The following is a 17,412-nucleotide window of genomic DNA, read 5'->3' on the forward strand; positions in this document are numbered from 1 at the left end:
TACGACCGTCGAAGGCTGTTTAGCAGTAAATGAGCGGGCGTTGCGTAAGCTGCCGCACTGAACGGTCGGCGCGTGTCCGGCAAGGCCATCCGGCCGGAGGAGGGGGGCGCCGGGCGAGCGGCTTTCGTCTGGTGAATGCGGCGCGTCAGCGCGGTATCGCGACGACGCGCGTACGCGCGATCCGGTCGTGCGGGAACTGGCGGCCGGCGTGCAACCGGGCGGCGCCGGCCCACACGACGATCCATGCGGCGGCGAGCGCGAGCGTGACGGGCACCGACAGGCCGAGGAGCGGGTGCAGCGCGAGCGGCGGCAGGAACCACAGCCAGCCGAGCGCGTAGCGGACGAGCGCGTGGCCGGCGCTCAGCGGCCGGCCGCTCGACGACTCGAGCCGCAGCCGCCAGGTTTTCATCGGCAGCGTCTGGCCGCCGTGCGTCCAGAACCACACGAAATACGCGCCGACGACGAGCGCGATCCACGCGGCAAGCAGATTGTGATGAACGAGGCCGTTGCGTTGCTGCGTCGCGAGGCTGAACGCGAGCCCGGCGAAGAACACGACGCCGAACAGCAGCACGCCTTCGTAGAGCAGCGCGGCGAGGCGCCGCCGCACGGACGGCGCGGCGGCCGGGGGCTCGGGAGCGCGGGCGGTCGCCACGGCCGCTCAGGAGCCCTTGAACAGCGAAGGCGCGTCGGCGGGCGACACCGGCAGGACCGCGGCCGGTGCCGATGAGGTGCCGGACGTGGACGACGCGGGCACCGGCTGCACGACGACGCCCGCCGACGCGGGCGCCGGGGCGGCGGCCGCGCCGCTCGCCGGGTGTTCGTGCGAGTTGACGAGGCGGCGGACGTCACGGTCGGCGACGGTCGGCGGCGCGCTGACGACGCTCGGCCTGCGGCGGCGCTCGGCGGCGGCCAGCCGTTCCTTCTGCTCCTCGGGGAGTTGCTGGTAGGCCTTCCACGCGCGCTCGCGCGCCTGCGCGGACAGCTCCTTCGCGCTCTGGTAGTTCTCGCGCGCGACGCGGCGCTGTTCGGGCGTCATCTTCGCCCATTCGGTCATCCGGTCCTGCAGGCGCTTCTGGTCATCCGGCGACAACTTCGCGAAACGCGATGCGATCTTCAGCCATTTACGCTTGCGGGCGTCGCTGAAGCCGTCCCACTGGTCGGCGAACGGCGCGAGGGCCGCGTGCTGCGCCGGCGTGAGGCGTGCCCACGACAACGGGCCGGCGGCGGCCGGCAGCGGCAGCGGCAGCGGAAGGGGCAGCGGCGGGAGTTCGGTGGTCAGCCCGGTCGCGGTCGACGCGGGCGCGGCGGGGCTGGTGGTCGCGACGGGCGCCGTCGCGGGGGCCGGGTGGAATCGGGGATAGGTGGCGACGTAGGAAACGGCGATCGCGATCACGCATCCGAAAAATACGGCCAGGCCGCGCTTCTGACTCACCCGTGCGATCCCCTCGTTATTGTCTGTTAGTGAGCGCGCGAAAGATACGCGTTGAACCCGTGATCGAGATACGCATTGAGCGGCAGGTCGTCGCTGAGCATCGCCGCGTCGATGTCGGCGAGTTCGGCGGTGCGCTGCATGTCTTCCCAGTACGCGATGCCGACGAGCCCCGCGAGCAGCAACGCGAGCGGCCACGCACGCAGCAGGCGGCGGGCAAACGACGCGTACGGGCGGCCGGCGGGCGGGCGGTTCGCGGGCGTCGGGCCGTAGGCGCCGGCCGCGCCGGCGAAGGCCGGCACGAACACCGGCGCGCTCGCGGGTTCGGGCTTCTTGCGCGCGAGCGCGGCCCGGCGGGCGACGGCCAGCCGGTCGGTGGTCGCGGCCGGCAGCGCGGCCGCGCGCTCGTCCAGCGCGCGGCGCACCTTCAGCGCGAATTCGTGTTCTCGGTTTGCGGAGCTCATAGCGTGATTCCTTTGGCCTTGAGCGCTTGCGCCAGGGTATGAGTGGCTCGCGAGCAGTGCGTCTTGACGCTGCCCTCGGAGCACCCCATTGCGGCGGCAGTCTCGGCGACATCCATATCTTCCCAATAACGCATCAGGAACGCTTCCCGTTGACGCGTCGGAAGCTTCTGGATTTCTTCGTCGATCAGGGCCAGAACCTGCTCTCTTTCGAGGCGGTGCTCGCTGCTCTCGACGCCCGCGTTGTCGTCCGCGGATTCGAGCGTTTCGAGCGGGTCGAAGTCGTCGTCGTCGGTGTTGTTCAGCGACGAGAAGAGCGTCACCCACGTGTTGCGGACCTTCTGCCGGCGGAACCAGTCGTGGATCGCGTTCTGCAGGATCCGCTGAAAAAGCAGCGGCAGCTCGGCGGACGGCCGGTCGCCGTACTTTTCCGCGAGCTTGATCATCGCGTCCTGCACGATGTCGAGCGATGCATCGTCGTCACGTACGGCGTACGCAGCCTGCTTGAACGCGCGCCTTTCGACGCCCGCCAGAAAGTCGGCGAGTTCCTTGTCTGATGCCATTCCGTGAAGGTATGCGCTGCGGCCCGCTGCGTGGTGAAAAAGGTCGAAAAATTTCGTAAAACCCGCGGATGCTATCAAATTTTCATGCGGCTTGGCACCGGGTCGGCCGCCGCACGTTGCGCGCGAACCGCGCGGGCCGGGCGCCGGGCGGCGCGCATGATGCGCTGCGGGATATTTTGCTTGACGGCCCAGCTGCGACCCGCTATTGTCGGCGATTCGCAACATGAAGTGATGGTCTCATTTGAGGCTGGCCCAAGAAGCCCGCCCTTCAAACTGGACGCGCCGCTTGAACCCGAGCCACAAGCCCGGCAGAGAGCACCCGATCAATTTTTTGCCGAAAATTCGAAAGGTCAAAATGAACATGCCCAGCGCGGAATTCTCCACGTCGGAACCCCTTTCCCCTCCCGATAGCGACTCCATCGGCGGTACCGTGCTCATGAAGGCACTGGCCGACGAAAACGTCGAATTCATCTGGGGCTACCCCGGCGGCTCGGTTCTCTACATCTACGACGAGCTGTACAAGCAGGACAAGATTCAGCACGTGCTGGTGCGCCATGAACAGGCGGCCGTGCACGCAGCCGATGCGTATGCGCGCTCCACCGGCAATGTCGGCGTCTGTCTCGTGACGTCCGGCCCCGGTGTCACCAACGCGGTGACCGGCATCGCAACGGCGTACATGGATTCGATCCCGATGGTCGTGATCAGCGGCCAGGTGCCGACTGCCGCGATCGGTCAGGATGCGTTCCAGGAATGCGACACCGTCGGCATCACGCGTCCGTGCGTGAAGCACAACTTCCTCGTGAAGGACGTGCGCGACCTCGCGGAAACCGTCAAGAAGGCGTTCTATATCGCCCGCACCGGCCGTCCGGGCCCGGTGCTGATCGACATCCCGAAGGACATCTCGAAGACGCCGTGCCAGTACGAGCCGGTGAAGAGCGTGTCGCTGCGTTCGTACAATCCGGTCACGAAGGGCCATTCGGGCCAGATCCGCAAGGCCGTGTCGCTGCTGCTGACGGCCAAGCGCCCGTACATCTACACGGGTGGCGGCATCATCCTCGCCGACGCGTCGCGCGAGCTGAACCAGTTCGCGGACCTGCTCGGCTACCCGGTCACGAACACGCTGATGGGCCTCGGCGGCTATCGCGCGTCGGACAAGAAATTCCTCGGCATGCTCGGCATGCACGGCACCTACGAAGCGAACATGGCGATGCAGCACTGCGACGTGCTGATCGCGATCGGCGCCCGCTTCGACGACCGCGTGATCGGCGACCCGGCGCACTTCGCGTCGCGCCCGCGCAAGATCATTCACATCGACATCGACCCGTCGTCGATCTCGAAGCGCGTGAAGGTCGACATCCCGATCGTCGGCGACGTGAAGGAAGTGCTGAAGGAGCTGATCGAGCAACTGCAGACGGCCGAGCATGGCCCCGACACCGACGCGCTCGCGCAATGGTGGAAGGACATCGAAGGCTGGCGCGCGAAGGACTGCCTGAAGTTCGACCGCGAAAGCGAGATCATCAAGCCGCAATACGTGGTCGAGAAGGCGTGGGAGCTGACGGACGGCAACGCGTTCGTGTGCTCGGACGTCGGCCAGCACCAGATGTGGGCCGCGCAGTTCTACCGTTTCAACAAGCCGCGTCGCTGGATCAACTCCGGCGGCCTCGGCACGATGGGCTTCGGCCTGCCGGCGGCGATGGGCGTGAAGATGGCCCACCCGGACGACGACGTGCTGTGCATCACGGGCGAAGGCTCGATCCAGATGTGCATCCAGGAACTGTCGACCTGCCTGCAGTACGACACGCCCGTGAAGATCATTTCGCTGAACAACCGCTATCTCGGCATGGTCCGCCAGTGGCAGCAGATCGAATACAGCAAGCGCTATTCGCATTCGTACATGGATGCGCTGCCCGATTTCGTGAAGCTCGCCGAAGCGTACGGCCACGTCGGCATGCGGATCGAAAAGACTTCGGATGTGGAGCCGGCGCTGAAGGAAGCGCTGCGCCTGAAGGACCGCACCGTGTTTCTCGACTTCCAGACCGATCCGACCGAAAACGTCTGGCCGATGGTACAGGCCGGCAAGGGCATCACCGAGATGCTGCTCGGATCGGAAGATCTGTAACGGCGCGACGCGCGCCCGGCCCGATGCGGCCGCCTTCACGAAGGGCGGTGCGGCACGCGGCGGCGCGCGGCGCGGGTGAATCGACACGGACACATTCTGGAAGAAGCGAACATGAGACACATCATTTCCGTCCTGCTGGAGAACGAACCGGGCGCGCTGTCGCGCGTGGTCGGCCTGTTTTCCGCACGCGGCTACAACATCGAAACCTTGACGGTGGCGCCGACCGAAGACCAATCGCTGTCGCGGCTCACCATCGTTTCCATTGGCTCCGACGACGTGATCGAACAGATCACGAAGCATCTGAACCGCCTGATCGAGGTGGTGAAAGTGGTGGACCTGACCGACGGTGCACACATCGAACGCGAGCTGATGCTGATCAAGGTCCGTGCAGTGGGCAAGGAGCGCGAAGAAATGAAGCGGATGTCGGACATTTTCCGAGGCCGCATCATCGACGTGACCGAAAAGACCTACACGATCGAATTGACGGGCGCGAGCGACAAGCTCGACGCATTCATCCAGGGGCTGGACGCCAGCGCGATCCTCGAGACCGTGCGGACCGGCAGCTCCGGCATCGGACGCGGCGAGCGCATCCTGAAGGTGTGATGCCGACATAGCCAGAAATGGCACGCCGGGTGCGCCGTCATGTCCCGGCCCGCAGTACTCCATCCGAACGAATCATTGAATTTTTTGAATTAGCGAAGGAACCATCATGAACGTTTTCTACGACAAAGACGCCGACCTCTCCCTCATCAAGGGCAAGCAAGTCACGATCATCGGCTACGGCTCGCAAGGCCATGCGCACGCGCTGAACCTGAAGGAAAGCGGCGTGAACGTGACGGTCGGCCTGCGCAAGGACGGCGCGTCGTGGAGCAAGGCTGAAAACGCTGGCCTGTCGGTCAAGGAAGTCGCCGAAGCGGTGAAGGGCGCGGACGTCGTCATGATGCTGCTGCCGGACGAGCAGATCGCCGACGTGTACGCGAAGGAAGTGCACGCGAACATCAAGCAGGGCGCGGCGCTCGCATTCGCGCACGGCTTCAACGTCCACTATGGCCAGGTGATCCCGCGCGCCGACCTCGACGTGATCATGATCGCGCCGAAGGCACCGGGCCACACCGTGCGCGGCACGTACTCGCAAGGCGGCGGCGTGCCGCACCTGATCGCGGTTGCGCAGAACAAGTCGGGCGCGGCGCGCGACATCGCGCTGTCGTACGCGGCGGCGAACGGCGGCGGCCGTGCCGGCATCATCGAGACGAACTTCCGTGAAGAAACCGAAACCGACCTGTTCGGCGAGCAGGCCGTGCTGTGCGGCGGTACCGTCGAGCTGATCAAGGCCGGTTTCGAGACGCTGGTCGAAGCCGGCTACGCGCCGGAAATGGCGTACTTCGAGTGCCTGCACGAACTGAAGCTGATCGTCGACCTGATCTACGAAGGCGGCATCGCGAACATGAACTACTCGATCTCGAACAACGCCGAGTACGGCGAATACGTGACCGGCCCGCGCGTCGTCACGGAAGAGACGAAGAAAGCGATGAAGCAGTGCCTGACCGACATCCAGACGGGCGAGTACGCGAAGAGCTTCATTCTCGAGAACAAGGCAGGCGCGCCGACGCTGCAGTCGCGCCGCCGCCTGACGGCCGAGCACCAGATCGAGCAGGTCGGCGCGAAGCTGCGCGCGATGATGCCGTGGATCGCGAAGAACAAGCTCGTCGACCAGACGAAGAACTAAGCACCGATAGAAGCAAAACGTGCTGTTCCGGCCCTTCGAGTGGAGGGTCGGTATCAAAAAGCCGTCCGAAGGCAGCAGTGCCCCGGGCGGCTTTTGCTATCCTACGGGCTTTGCAATTCACCGAACACCGAACGAACCCATGAACTATCCTCATCCGATCATCGCGCGCGAAGGCTGGCCGTTCATCGCGATTGCAGCCGTCATCGCGCTGTTGATCCACGCCGTCGGGGGCTTCGGCTTCGCGTGGCCGTTCTGGCTGCTGCTCGTCTTCGTCGTCCAGTTCTTCCGCGATCCGCAGCGCCCGATCCCGGCGCAGCCGAACGCGGTGCTGTGCCCGGCGGACGGCCGCATCGTCGCGGTCGAGACCGCGCAGGATCCGTACGCGAACCGCGAAGCGCTGAAGATCAGCGTGTTCATGAATGTCTTCAACGTCCATTCGCAGCGTTCGCCGGTCGATGGCGCGATCAGCAAGGTCGAGTACTTCCCGGGCGCGTTCCTGAACGCGGCGATCGACAAGGCGTCGACCGAGAACGAGCGCAATGCGGTCGTGATCCAGACGGCGAGCGGCAAGACCGTCACGTCCGTGCAGATCGCCGGCCTGATCGCGCGCCGGATCCTCTGCTACGTGCGCGCCGGCGAGCCGCTGTCGCGCGGCCAGCGCTACGGTTTCATCCGCTTCGGTTCGCGCGTCGACGTGTACCTGCCGCTCGGCAGCCGCGCGAAGGTGTCGATCGGCGAGAAGGTCTACGCGTCGTCGACGATCCTCGCCGAGCTCGAACAGTAAGCGGCGGGGCGCACGATGGCCGCATTCAAACCGCGTCGGCCGCGTAACGGCTCCGGCCAGACGCCACGCCCGTTCCGCCGCAACAAGGTGATGGCGCCCGATGCGGCGCCGCTCGAAAGCCGCCGCGCCGCGCGCCAGCGGTTCCTGAAGACGCGCGGCATCTATCTGCTGCCGAACGCATTCACGACTGCCGCGCTGTTCTGCGGCTTCTTCGCGGTCGTGCAGGCGATGAACGTCCGCTTCGAGATCGCCGCGATCGCGATTTTCGTCGCGATGGTGCTCGACGGGATGGACGGGCGCGTTGCGCGCATGACGCATACGCAGAGCGCGTTCGGCGAGCAGTTCGACAGCCTGTCGGACATGGTGTCGTTCGGCGTCGCGCCCGCGCTCGTGATGTACGAGTGGGTGCTGAAGGATCTCGGCCGCTGGGGCTGGCTCGCCGCGTTCGTCTATTGCTCGGGCGCCGCGCTGCGCCTCGCGCGCTTCAACACGAACATCGGCAGCGTCGACAAGCGTTTCTTCCAGGGGCTGCCGAGCCCGGCCGCCGCGGCGCTGATCGCGGGCTTCGTGTGGCTCGCGACCGACAACCGCGTGCCGATGAAGCTTGGCTGGCTGCCGTGGGTCGCGTTCGCGCTGACGATCTACGCGGGCGTGACGATGGTGTCGAACGCACCGTTCTACAGCGGCAAGGCGCTCGACGTGCGGCACCGCGTGCCGTTCGCGGCGATCCTGCTCGTCGTCGTCGCGTTCGTGCTCGTGTCGTCCGATCCGCCGCTGATGCTGTTCTGCCTGTTCGTGCTGTACGGGCTGTCCGGCTACGTGTTCTGGGCCTACCAGGCCATTCGCGGGCGGGCGAACCCGGCGCGCTCGTCGCAGCGCGATCACTGACATCCGCGCGACCTGCGATCTGCCCGGAAACGGCGGCCTCGGGGCCGTTTTCATTTGTCCCTTTTTGCTGGCCGGACCGCGTCGATTCCCGGGCGCCGTCCGATTGCGCGGCCAGCGGAATGTCGCTATAGTCTTTGGCATGACTGCATTTCCCCGCCTCTCCCTCCTTCTAGCCGGTGCGCCGCTACGCGCGCTAGCTTTGGCGCGCCTGCCGCGCTGACCGTTCTCGCCCCCCGTCTCAAGCCTCGTCTGTTGTTGAGCGTCGCCAGCGGTGGCGCGATCTCATTACGTTTGACTTCCGTATAAAAGAGCCCTGGAGCCCCCCATGACAGACAAGCTGATCATTTTCGATACGACGTTGCGTGACGGCGAGCAATCGCCTGGTGCGTCGATGACGAAGGAAGAGAAAATCCGCATCGCGAAGCACCTCGAGCGGATGAAGGTCGACGTGATCGAGGCCGGCTTCGCCGCCAGCTCCAACGGCGACTTCGACGCGATCCACACGATCGCCGGTCTCGTGAAGGACAGCACGATCTGCTCGCTGGCGCGGGCCAACGACAAGGACATCCAGCGCGCGGCGGACGCATTGAAGCCGGCCAACAGCGCGCGGATCCACACGTTCATCGCGACGTCGCCGCTGCACATGGAGAAGAAGCTGCGGATGACGCCGGACCAGGTGTTCGAGCAGGCGCGTCTCGCGGTGCGTTTCGCGCGCAAGTTCACCGATAACGTCGAGTTCTCGCCGGAAGACGGCAGCCGCTCGGACCTCGATTTCCTGTGCCGCGTGCTCGAAGCCGTGATCGCCGAAGGCGCGACGACGATCAACATCGCCGATACGGTCGGCTACGGCGTGCCGGAGCTGTACGGCAACCTCGTGAAGACGCTGCGCGAACGCATTCCGAACTCGGACAAGGCGATCTTCTCGGTGCATTGCCACAACGACCTCGGAATGGCGGTCGCGAACTCGCTCGCCGGCGTGAAGATCGGCGGTGCGCGCCAGATCGAGTGCACGATCAACGGCCTCGGCGAGCGCGCGGGCAACACGTCGCTTGAAGAAATCGTGATGGCCGTGAAGACCCGCAAGGACTACTTCGGCCTCGACGTCGGCATCGACACGACGCAGATCGTGCCGACGTCGAAGCTCGTGTCGCAGATCACCGGTTTCGTCGTGCAGCCGAACAAGGCAGTGGTCGGCGCGAACGCGTTCGCGCACGCGTCGGGCATTCACCAGGACGGCGTGCTGAAGGCGCGCGACACCTACGAGATCATGCGTGCGGAAGACGTGGGCTGGACCGCGAACAAGATCGTGCTCGGCAAGCTGTCGGGCCGCAACGCGTTCAAGCAGCGCCTGCAGGAACTCGGCGTATCGCTCGACAGCGAAGCCGAATTGAATGCCGCGTTCATGCGCTTCAAGGATCTGGCCGACCGCAAGGCGGAGATCTTCGACGAGGACATCATCGCGATCGTGTCCGAGGAATCGGCGCTCGCGCACGAGCAGGAGCACTTCAAGTTCGTGTCGCTGTCGCAGCGTTCGGAAACGGGCGAGCAGCCGCAGGCGAAAATCGTGTTCGCGGTCGAAGGCAAGGAAGTGACCGGCGAGGCGCGCGGCAACGGCCCGGTCGACGCGACGTTCAATGCGATCGAGGGCGAAGTCGGCAGCGGGTCCGAGCTGCTGCTGTACTCGGTGAACGCGATCACGACCGGCACGCAGGCGCAGGGCGAAGTGACGGTCCGGCTGTCGAAGAGCGGGCGGATCGTCAACGGCGTCGGTACCGATCCGGATATCGTCGCCGCGTCCGCGAAAGCGTACATTTCCGCGCTGAACAAGCTGCACTCGAAGGACGACAAGGTCAACCCGCAGCGTTCGTAAGCTGCGCGCGCCGCCGCGCTCGTCAGGCAGCCCCGAAACGCCCCGTGCGGCCCTGCGCCGCCCGGGGCGTTTTTTCATTGACCGCTCATTCGGCGGCCGGCGCGCGGAACAGCCAGCGGCGCGCAGCCGCGCGTGGCGCCGGCTGCCGCCGGCGGAACTCGACCGCGATCCCGCGCCGCGGCGCATCGGCGACGAACGCATCGAGCAGTTCGAGCACGTCGTGATCGATGTAGTCGGCGCGCGTCGCGTCGATGATCACCGCCGCCCGGTCCGGAATGTGGCGCAGGTGGTGCTTGACCTGCACCTTGCCCAGAAACGACACGTCCTTGCGGAACGACAGCAGGAAGTGGTCGTCATGCTGCGCGAGCGTGACGGGGCTCTTCAGGTTCGCGACGGCGACGGCCAGCACGCTGCACGCGAGGCCGAGCGCGATGCCGAACAGCAGGTCGACTGCGAGCACGCCGACGATCGTCGCAGCGAACGGCGCGAACGCGGCCGGGCCTTGCTTCATCACCGAGCGGAACAGCGCCGGTTTCGCGAGCTTCAGACCGGTGTGGATCAGGATCGCGGCCAGGCTCGCGAGCGGGATCAGATTGATCAGGCCGGTGAGCGCGAACACGCTCGCGAGCAGCAGGATCCCGTGCACGATCGCGGACATCCGGCTTTGCGCGCCGGCGTTGACGTTGGCCGAACTGCGCACGATCACCGACGTGATCGGCAGGCCGCCGACCGCGCCCGCGACCAGATTGCCGACGCCCTGGGCCTTCAGTTCGCGATCGGGTTGGGTCGGTCGCCGCTTCGGATCGATCTGTTCGACCGCTTCGAGGCACAGCAGCGTCTCGAGGCTCGCGACGACCGCCAGCGTGATCGCAACCCGCCAGACGTCCGGATTGACCAGGTGCGCGAAGTTCGGGCCGAGCTCCGCATGCTTGAGCGAGGCCGCGAGCGTCGCGAACGAGTCGAATTCGGGCAGCGTGACGCGATGCGCGGCGCCCGGTGCGGCTGACGGTGCGACCATGCCGAGCACGAGCGTCGCGCCGATGCCGACCACGACGACCGCGAGCGGGGCGGGGACCGAACGCACCCATGCGAAGCGCTTGAGTGCCGGCGTGTCCCACGCGATCAGCAGCGCCAGCGACGCAACCGCGATGGCCGTGGCGGCCCATGCGGTCGGCAGCGTCAGCCAGTTCGCAAACGATTGCGAAGCCGTGCCGCCGATACCGAATGCGAACGGAATCTGCTTCACGATCAGCAGCAGGCCGATCGCGGCGAGCATGCCCTTGATGACGGGCGACGGCACGTAGGCGGCGAAGCGGCCGGCGCGCAGCATGCCGAAGCCGAACTGCAGCACGCCGGATAGCAGCACCGCGAGCAGGAACGCGGAGAAGCTGCCGAGCTGCGCGATGCCTTCGACGACGATCACGACGAGGCCGGCGGCCGGCCCGCTGACGGACAGCGACGAGCCGCTCAGCAGCGCGACGACGATGCCGCCGACGATGCCGGACACGAGCCCGGCGAACGGTTCGACGCCGGAGGCATTGGCGATGCCGAGACAGAGCGGCAGCGCGACGAGGAAAACGACGATACCGGCGACGATGTCGCGCGGCAGGGTGGACAGGCGCTCGTTCAGTTTCATGGTTGGGGCGGTTTCGTTGGCGTGGAGGGCAGGGCGCGGGTCAACCGAGCGCGGCGGCGGCAACAGGCTCCGGCTCGGGCTCGGCTTCGGCCGGCGGTGCTGCATAGCCGGAATCGAGCTCCTTCAGGCGGCCGTCGGCGAGCGAAAAGATCCAGCCGTGCACGAGCGGCGGTCGTTCGCGGCCGCGCACGATCGGCGACGCGCGCAGCAGCCGCACCTGTTCGAGCACGTTCAGCTCGGCGAGGCGATCGGCGGCGGCCAGGTCGTCGAGCCCGTCGAGCGTGTCGCGATGGCGCCGCGCGAGCGCGCAGAGCGGCGCGATGCGGCGCGCGACGTGCGGCAGGTCGGCGGGCGGCGGCAGCAGCGATGCGCGCACGCCGCCACACCCGTAGTGACCGCACACGATCACGTGGTCGACCTTCAGCACCCGCACTGCGTACTCGAGCACGCTGGCGGAATTGTCGTCGTCCGGCTGGAACAGGTTCGCGATGTTGCGATGGACGAACAGCTCGCCGGGCGCGCAGTGCGTGATGGTTTCGGCCGGCACGCGGCTGTCGGCGCAGCCGATCCACAGCACGCGCGGGTTCTGGCCGCGCGCGAGCGCGTCGAAGAAGCCGGGCGTGTGTTCGCGCGTCTCGCGGGCCCAGGCAATGTTGGCAACCAGCATGCTCTTGGGGCGGTTCATGAGGACTCCTTTATGATCAAGAGGAATAAATATCGATCGAAATGGCGCAATTGCATGCTTTCTAAATTGAAAGGTTGGATTTTCGACTGATATTAGGGGTATGCCCTAGCACTCTGGGTGGGTTGAAACAAATTGTTTCAAATTGGCTGGGCGTAGTGCATTGCCTGCACCAGGGCGACGCATGATATGCACTGGATATGCCTATTTATGCGCAAGCCCCGCATGACGGGGTATTCAGCGTATTGCCAGCGAATGTTGACGATCGGAAAAGATTTCCATGTTATTCGCGAGAATAAATAAGGCGGCGGAAAAAAAGAAATGGCCATTCAGCAATAATTCGTGAATGGCCATTGCGACAATTGCGCGTCAATGCGCAATCGGTCAGAACAGCGTGCGGCGATCGGGATCGTGCAGCGGGTCCGGCGTTTTCTGCGTGGTGCGCAGGATGCCCTGCGGATCGAAGTAGAAGCTGTACATCATGTACCAGACGTTGTCCTCGAGATACCGGTACGTCCACACCTCGCGCTTCATCAGCGGAAAGTAGGAAGTCTCGACCGGGCGTCCGAAATTGACGAGGACGTCGGTCTTCGTCCACTTGCCGATCTCCGCGCGATAGAACTCGCTCGGCTGCAGCACCTGGCGCACGTTGACGATCCGGTGGGCCGCATCGACGTCGGCCGCGACCGTGATCTCGCCCATCGGCTGGGTCGGCCACATCAGGCGCTTGCCGCCGCCCGGCAGGTCGTAGATCTCGCGCGGCGGGCCCATGCGCGCGACGATCGCCGACTCGTCCTGACCGGCCTGGTATTGCTGCCACGGTTGCGCGCAACCGGCCAGCAGCGCGGTCGCGCAGGCGACCAGCACCGGCAGGCGCGCGGGAATGCGAGAGCGCATCGGATTCTCCAGAACACGGAAACACGTGCCGTTTTATCACGGACGGCGCGCGATCGCGCATCGGGCGAAAAAAATCGGTGCGGATCGCGCGCTGTCGCGCTTGCGGGCCGCGGGCGCGGCGGCCTATGATCCGCGCTTCTCGGGCAGATTGAAGGGCAGGGTGGCGATGCACGGATGGAAGCGATGCGCGCTCGCGTGGAGCGCGGGGTGGATGCTGGTGTCGTCCGCGTTTGCCGGCGGCGAGCCGGTGCGGATCGCGCTGATCGAAGGGATGTCGGGCCCGTTCGCGAACGCGGGCGCGGCGGTCGAGCGCAACCTGCGCTTCGGCGTCGAGCAGGTCAACGCGGCGGGTGGTGTGAAGCTGCGCGACGGCGCGCACCCGCTCGAGCTCGTCGTGCTCGACAGCAAGGGTAGCCCTGAGGAGGCGCTCGTGCAGTTGCGCGCGGCTGCCGACCGCCATGTCGCCTTCGTCGCGCAGGGCAACAGCTCGGCCGTCGCGGCCGCGCTCGTCGCGGCGCTCGACAAGCTGAACGCACGCGATCCGGACAACCGGATGCTGTTCCTGAACTACTCGGCCGACGATCCGGCGCTGACCGGCGCGCGCTGCAGTTTCTGGCATTTCCGCTTCGATGCACATGCCGGCATGCGGATGGCCGCGCTCGCGGACGTGATGGCGCGCGATCGCGCGTTGCGCAAGGTCTATCTGTTGAACCAGGACTACAGCTTCGGTCACGACGTCAGCACCCTCGCGCGGCAGGCGCTGGCCGCGCGGCGCCCGGACGTGACGATCGCCGGCGACGAATTCCACCCGATCGGCCGGATCAAGGATTTCTCGCCGTACATCGCGAAGATCCGCGCGAGCGGCGCGGACGCCGTCGTGACCGGCAACTGGGGCAACGACCTCACGCTGCTCGTGAAGGCGGCGCGCGAACAGGGGCTGAACGCGAAGTTCTATACGTTCTACGGCAACAGCCTCGGCGCGCCGGCGGCCTTGGGCGACGCGGGTGTCGGCCGCGTCGTGGCGGTGGCCGACTGGCACCCGAACGCAGGCGGCGCCGCGTCCGACGCGTTCTACCGCGCGTTCCGGACCCGTTTCCCGGCCGCGCAGGACGACTACCCGGTGCGGCGGATGAGCCAGATGATCCAGATGCTGGCCGCCGCGATGACCCGCGCGGGTTCGGCTGACCCGATCGCGGTCGCGCGTGCGCTCGAGGGGCTGTCGTTCGACGACGGCTTCCACGCGTCGCGGATGCGCGCGCAGGATCATCAGCTGATCCAGCCCCTTTACGTGATGGAAATGGACAAGGCCGGCACGCCCGGCGTGCGCTTCGACAACGAGGGGTCGGGCTACGGCTTCCGGACGGTGCTCGCGGTGCCGGCGCAACGCACGGAGATGCCGTCGACGTGCTCGATGACGCGCCCGTGACGGGAAGCGCCAAGAACGGCACCGAGTTGTGCTACAATGCGCGCCGGTTGTAAGTCACGGCACGGCCATTCTTCCGTGTCCGCCTGTTCAGTTAGAAAGGAAATCACATGTCTGTTGCAGATATCAAGAAGTCGGAAGTCGTTGCTCAGTTCGCCCGCGGTACCAACGACACGGGGTCGCCCGAAGTCCAGGTCGCACTGCTGACCGCACGTATCGTCGAACTGACGGGTCACTTCAAGACCCACGCGAAGGATCACCACAGCCGCCGCGGCCTGCTGCGCATGGTGAGCCGCCGCCGCAAGCTGCTCGACTACCTCAAGGGCAAGGATGCCGACCGTTACCGCGCACTGATCGAGAAGCTGGGTCTGCGTAAGTAATCGAGGCGATTGCCGCCAGCAAGATGCCTGTGTCAGTCCGCTGATACAGGCATTTTGTTTTTGCGCGGTGCGTAGCGTCACACGCATCGCAGGCGCTCCCGCACGTTCGTACGGGGCCGCCGCCACGACCGATACCGGGGCAGGATTTGTGTCATTCCAGCGCGTCGCTGCCTGAGCGCCGCGCTGGAATGGCATAAAAAACACACCTTGCTCCGGGTGATTCGGTCGGGACGCCGCCGCGCGGGATGGCCGGCGCGGCGAATGAAATGCATGAATACAAAGGAGCAACCATGTCCATGTTCAACAAGGTCGTGAAGGAATTCCAATGGGGCCAGCACAAGGTGCGCCTCGAAACCGGTGAAGTCGCCCGCCAGGCGAGCGGCGCCGTGATCGTCGACGTCGAAGACACCGTCGTGCTGGCAACCGTCGTCGGCGCGAAGTCGGCGAAGCCGGGCCAGGATTTCTTCCCGCTGACCGTCGACTACCTCGAGAAGACCTACTCGGCCGGCAAGATCCCGGGCGGCTTCTTCCGCCGCGAAGGCCGTCCGTCGGAGCACGAGACGCTGACGTCGCGCCTGATCGACCGTCCGCTGCGCCCGCTGTTCCCGGAAGGCTTCTACAACGAAGTCCAGGTCGTGATCCACGTGCTGTCCGTGAACCCGGAAATCCCGGCGGACATCCCCGCGCTGATCGGCGCATCGGCCGCGCTCGCCGTGTCGGGCCTGCCGTTCAACGGCCCGGTCGGTGCCGCGCGCGTCGCATACATCGACAACGCGTACGTGCTGAACCCGACGCGTGACCAGCTCAAGGCATCGAGCCTCGACCTCGTCGTCGCGGGTACGGAGCGCGCCGTGCTGATGGTCGAGTCGGAAGCCGATCAACTGTCGGAAGAAGTGATGCTGGGCGCCGTGGTGTTCGGCCACGAGCAGATGCAGATCGCGATCGACGCGATCCACGAACTGGTGCGCGACGGCGGCAAGCCCGAGTGGGACTGGCAGCCGGCGCCGAAGAACGAGGCGCTGATCGCCCGCGTGACCGAGCTGGCGCAGAACGATCTGCTCGCCGCTTACCAGTTGCGCGACAAGCAGGCGCGTTCGGCGAAGCTGAAGGAAGTCTACGCGGCGACGTCGGCGAAGCTCGAGGAAGACGCGCTGGCGGCCGGTACGGTCGCGGCCGACAAGGCCACGGTCGGCAACGTGCTGTTCGACATCGAGGCGAAGATCGTCCGTTCGCAGATCCTGAACGGCGAGCCGCGCATCGACGGCCGCGACACGCGCACCGTGCGCCCGATCGAGATCCGCACCGGCGTGCTGCCGCGTACCCACGGCTCGGCGCTGTTCACGCGCGGCGAAACGCAGGCGCTGGTCGTCGCGACGCTCGGCACGAAGGGTGACGAGCAGATCATCGACGCGCTCGAAGGCGAATACCGCGAGCGCTTCATGCTCCACTACAACATGCCCCCGTTCGCGACCGGCGAAACGGGTCGCGTCGGCTCGCCGAAGCGCCGCGAAATCGGCCACGGCCGTCTGGCCAAGCGCGCGCTGGTCAAGTGCCTGCCGAGCGCCGACGAATTCGGCTACTCGATCCGCGTCGTGTCGGAAATCACCGAATCGAACGGTTCGTCGTCGATGGCATCGGTGTGCGGCGGCTGCCTCGCGCTGATGGACGCCGGCGTGCCGATGAAGGCGCACGTCGCGGGTATCGCGATGGGCCTGATCCTCGAAGGCAACAAGTTCGCGGTGCTGACCGACATCCTCGGCGACGAAGATCACCTCGGCGACATGGACTTCAAGGTTGCGGGCACGGAGCAAGGTGTCACCGCGCTGCAGATGGACATCAAGATCCAGGGCATCACGAAGGAAATCATGCAGGTCGCGCTCGCGCAGGCGAAGGAAGGCCGCATGCACATCCTCGGCAAGATGACGTCGGCGGTGTCGGGTGCGAACACGCAACTGTCGGAATTCGCGCCGCGCATGATCACCGTCAAGATCAACCCGGAAAAGATCCGCGACGTGATCGGCAAGGGCGGTTCGGTGATCCGCGCGCTGACCGAGGAAACGGGCACGACCATCGACATCTCGGACGACGGCGTCGTGACGATCGCAAGCACGAGCAGCGAAGGCATGGCCGAAGCGAAGAAGCGCATCGAGCAGATCACCGCTGAAATCGAAGTCGGCCAGGTGTACGAAGGCACGGTGCTCAAGCTGCTCGATTTCGGTGCGATCGTGAACCTGCTGCCGGGCAAGGACGGTCTGCTGCACATCTCGGAAATCGTCAACGAGCGCGTGAAGGACATCAACGACTACCTGAAGGAAGGTCAGCAGGTGAAGGTCAAGGTGATCCAGACGGACGAGAAGGGTCGCGTGCGTCTGTCCGCCAAGGCGCTGCTGAATGAAGCAGCGGCGGCAGCGCAGTCGGATACGCCGCCGCAGCAGTAAGCGGACAGGCGGACCAACGGCCGGCAGTGCGAAAGCGTGCCGGCCGTTTTTTCTGTAGCATCGTTGTGCGGCGCAGCAGCGCCGGCGAGGCGCCCGCGCCGTGCGCACGGGCGTGC

16 protein-coding genes are annotated in these 17,412 nt (G+C 66.0%); 9 read left to right on the forward strand and 7 right to left on the reverse strand.

The genetic code is table 11. The features are described from left to right. Positions 1-145 precede the first annotated feature (145 nt). From HWX55_RS24640 to HWX55_RS24655, 4 genes are read right to left on the reverse strand one after another with little or no spacing between them, the layout of a single operon-like run. Positions 146-652: an RDD family protein gene (locus HWX55_RS24640; RefSeq protein WP_175977632.1), complete on the reverse strand. Its 507-nt coding sequence runs from the start codon at positions 650-652 to the stop codon at positions 146-148. A gap of 6 nt (positions 653-658) precedes the next feature. Then, positions 659-1,432 (reverse strand): DUF3106 domain-containing protein, encoded by a 774-nt coding sequence (locus tag HWX55_RS24645; RefSeq protein WP_175977633.1) that lies wholly within the window; start codon positions 1,430-1,432, stop codon positions 659-661. Between the two features lie 26 nt (positions 1,433-1,458). Then, the gene (locus HWX55_RS24650) at positions 1,459-1,893 is read right to left on the reverse strand and encodes a DUF3619 family protein (RefSeq protein WP_175977634.1); all 435 of its coding nucleotides are present in this window, start codon (positions 1,891-1,893) and stop codon (positions 1,459-1,461) included. Then, entirely contained in the window at positions 1,890-2,453 is a 564-nt protein-coding gene (locus HWX55_RS24655) for an RNA polymerase sigma factor (RefSeq protein ID WP_006491033.1), read from the reverse strand. Before HWX55_RS24655 ends, HWX55_RS24650 begins: the two co-directional genes overlap by 4 nt. Before the next feature lie 355 nt (positions 2,454-2,808). Here HWX55_RS24655 and HWX55_RS24660 point away from each other — a divergent pair, with 355 nt between their 5' ends. The 6 genes from HWX55_RS24660 to HWX55_RS24685 all read left to right on the forward strand — a co-directional run bounded on the left by HWX55_RS24660 (position 2,809) and on the right by HWX55_RS24685 (position 9,840). Next, positions 2,809-4,572 (forward strand): acetolactate synthase 3 catalytic subunit, encoded by a 1,764-nt coding sequence (locus HWX55_RS24660; protein WP_175977635.1) that lies wholly within the window; start codon positions 2,809-2,811, stop codon positions 4,570-4,572. A 111-nt stretch (positions 4,573-4,683) separates the two neighbouring features. Beyond that, positions 4,684-5,175 (forward strand): acetolactate synthase small subunit, encoded by a 492-nt coding sequence (ilvN, locus tag HWX55_RS24665; RefSeq protein ID WP_006750445.1) that lies wholly within the window; start codon positions 4,684-4,686, stop codon positions 5,173-5,175. 106 nt (positions 5,176-5,281) lie between these two features. Further along, positions 5,282-6,298, forward strand: coding sequence for a ketol-acid reductoisomerase (ilvC, locus tag HWX55_RS24670; protein WP_034190794.1), 1,017 nt, complete (start codon positions 5,282-5,284; stop codon positions 6,296-6,298). 139 nt (positions 6,299-6,437) lie between these two features. Then, positions 6,438-7,082, forward strand: a complete 645-nt coding sequence (locus HWX55_RS24675; protein WP_006491035.1) for a phosphatidylserine decarboxylase — start codon at positions 6,438-6,440, stop codon at positions 7,080-7,082. Positions 7,083-7,097: 15 nt separating this feature from the next. Continuing rightward, complete coding sequence (gene pssA / locus HWX55_RS24680; RefSeq protein WP_050016452.1) at positions 7,098-7,970, forward strand: CDP-diacylglycerol--serine O-phosphatidyltransferase; 873 nt, start codon at positions 7,098-7,100, stop codon at positions 7,968-7,970. Positions 7,971-8,295: 325 nt separating this feature from the next. Further along, complete coding sequence (locus HWX55_RS24685) at positions 8,296-9,840, forward strand: 2-isopropylmalate synthase (RefSeq protein ID WP_050016453.1); 1,545 nt, start codon at positions 8,296-8,298, stop codon at positions 9,838-9,840. An 85-nt stretch (positions 9,841-9,925) separates the two neighbouring features. Here HWX55_RS24685 and HWX55_RS24690 read toward each other — a convergent pair whose 3' ends face one another. The 3 genes from HWX55_RS24690 to HWX55_RS24700 form a co-directional block, all read right to left on the reverse strand. Continuing rightward, the gene (locus tag HWX55_RS24690; RefSeq protein ID WP_175977636.1) at positions 9,926-11,476 is read right to left on the reverse strand and encodes a SulP family inorganic anion transporter; all 1,551 of its coding nucleotides are present in this window, start codon (positions 11,474-11,476) and stop codon (positions 9,926-9,928) included. 40 nt (positions 11,477-11,516) lie between these two features. Further along, positions 11,517-12,161 (reverse strand): carbonic anhydrase, encoded by a 645-nt coding sequence (locus HWX55_RS24695; RefSeq protein ID WP_175977637.1) that lies wholly within the window; start codon positions 12,159-12,161, stop codon positions 11,517-11,519. A gap of 381 nt (positions 12,162-12,542) precedes the next feature. Next, the gene (locus tag HWX55_RS24700) at positions 12,543-13,055 is read right to left on the reverse strand and encodes a hypothetical protein (protein WP_175977638.1); all 513 of its coding nucleotides are present in this window, start codon (positions 13,053-13,055) and stop codon (positions 12,543-12,545) included. Between the two features lie 166 nt (positions 13,056-13,221). On the opposite strand from HWX55_RS24700, the gene HWX55_RS24705 reads away from it, so the two are divergent. The 3 genes from HWX55_RS24705 (at position 13,222) to pnp (ending at position 17,296) form a co-directional block, all read left to right on the forward strand. After that, positions 13,222-14,481 carry a branched-chain amino acid ABC transporter substrate-binding protein gene (locus HWX55_RS24705; protein ID WP_175977654.1) on the forward strand — a complete coding sequence of 420 codons (1,260 nt, stop codon included), beginning with the start codon at positions 13,222-13,224 and terminating at the stop codon, positions 14,479-14,481. Between the two features lie 107 nt (positions 14,482-14,588). Continuing rightward, a complete protein-coding gene (rpsO, locus tag HWX55_RS24710) occupies positions 14,589-14,858 on the forward strand; it encodes a 30S ribosomal protein S15 (RefSeq protein ID WP_006398792.1) in 270 nt (89 codons plus the stop codon). Positions 14,859-15,148: 290 nt separating this feature from the next. After that, complete coding sequence (gene pnp / locus HWX55_RS24715; protein WP_050016459.1) at positions 15,149-17,296, forward strand: polyribonucleotide nucleotidyltransferase; 2,148 nt, start codon at positions 15,149-15,151, stop codon at positions 17,294-17,296. The last annotated feature ends 116 nt before the right edge of the window (positions 17,297-17,412 follow it).

Origin of the sequence: Burkholderia sp. BCC1047, assembly GCF_902833155.1 — a bacterium.
In the GTDB taxonomy this organism is placed as follows: Bacteria; Pseudomonadota; Gammaproteobacteria; order Burkholderiales; family Burkholderiaceae; genus Burkholderia; species Burkholderia sola.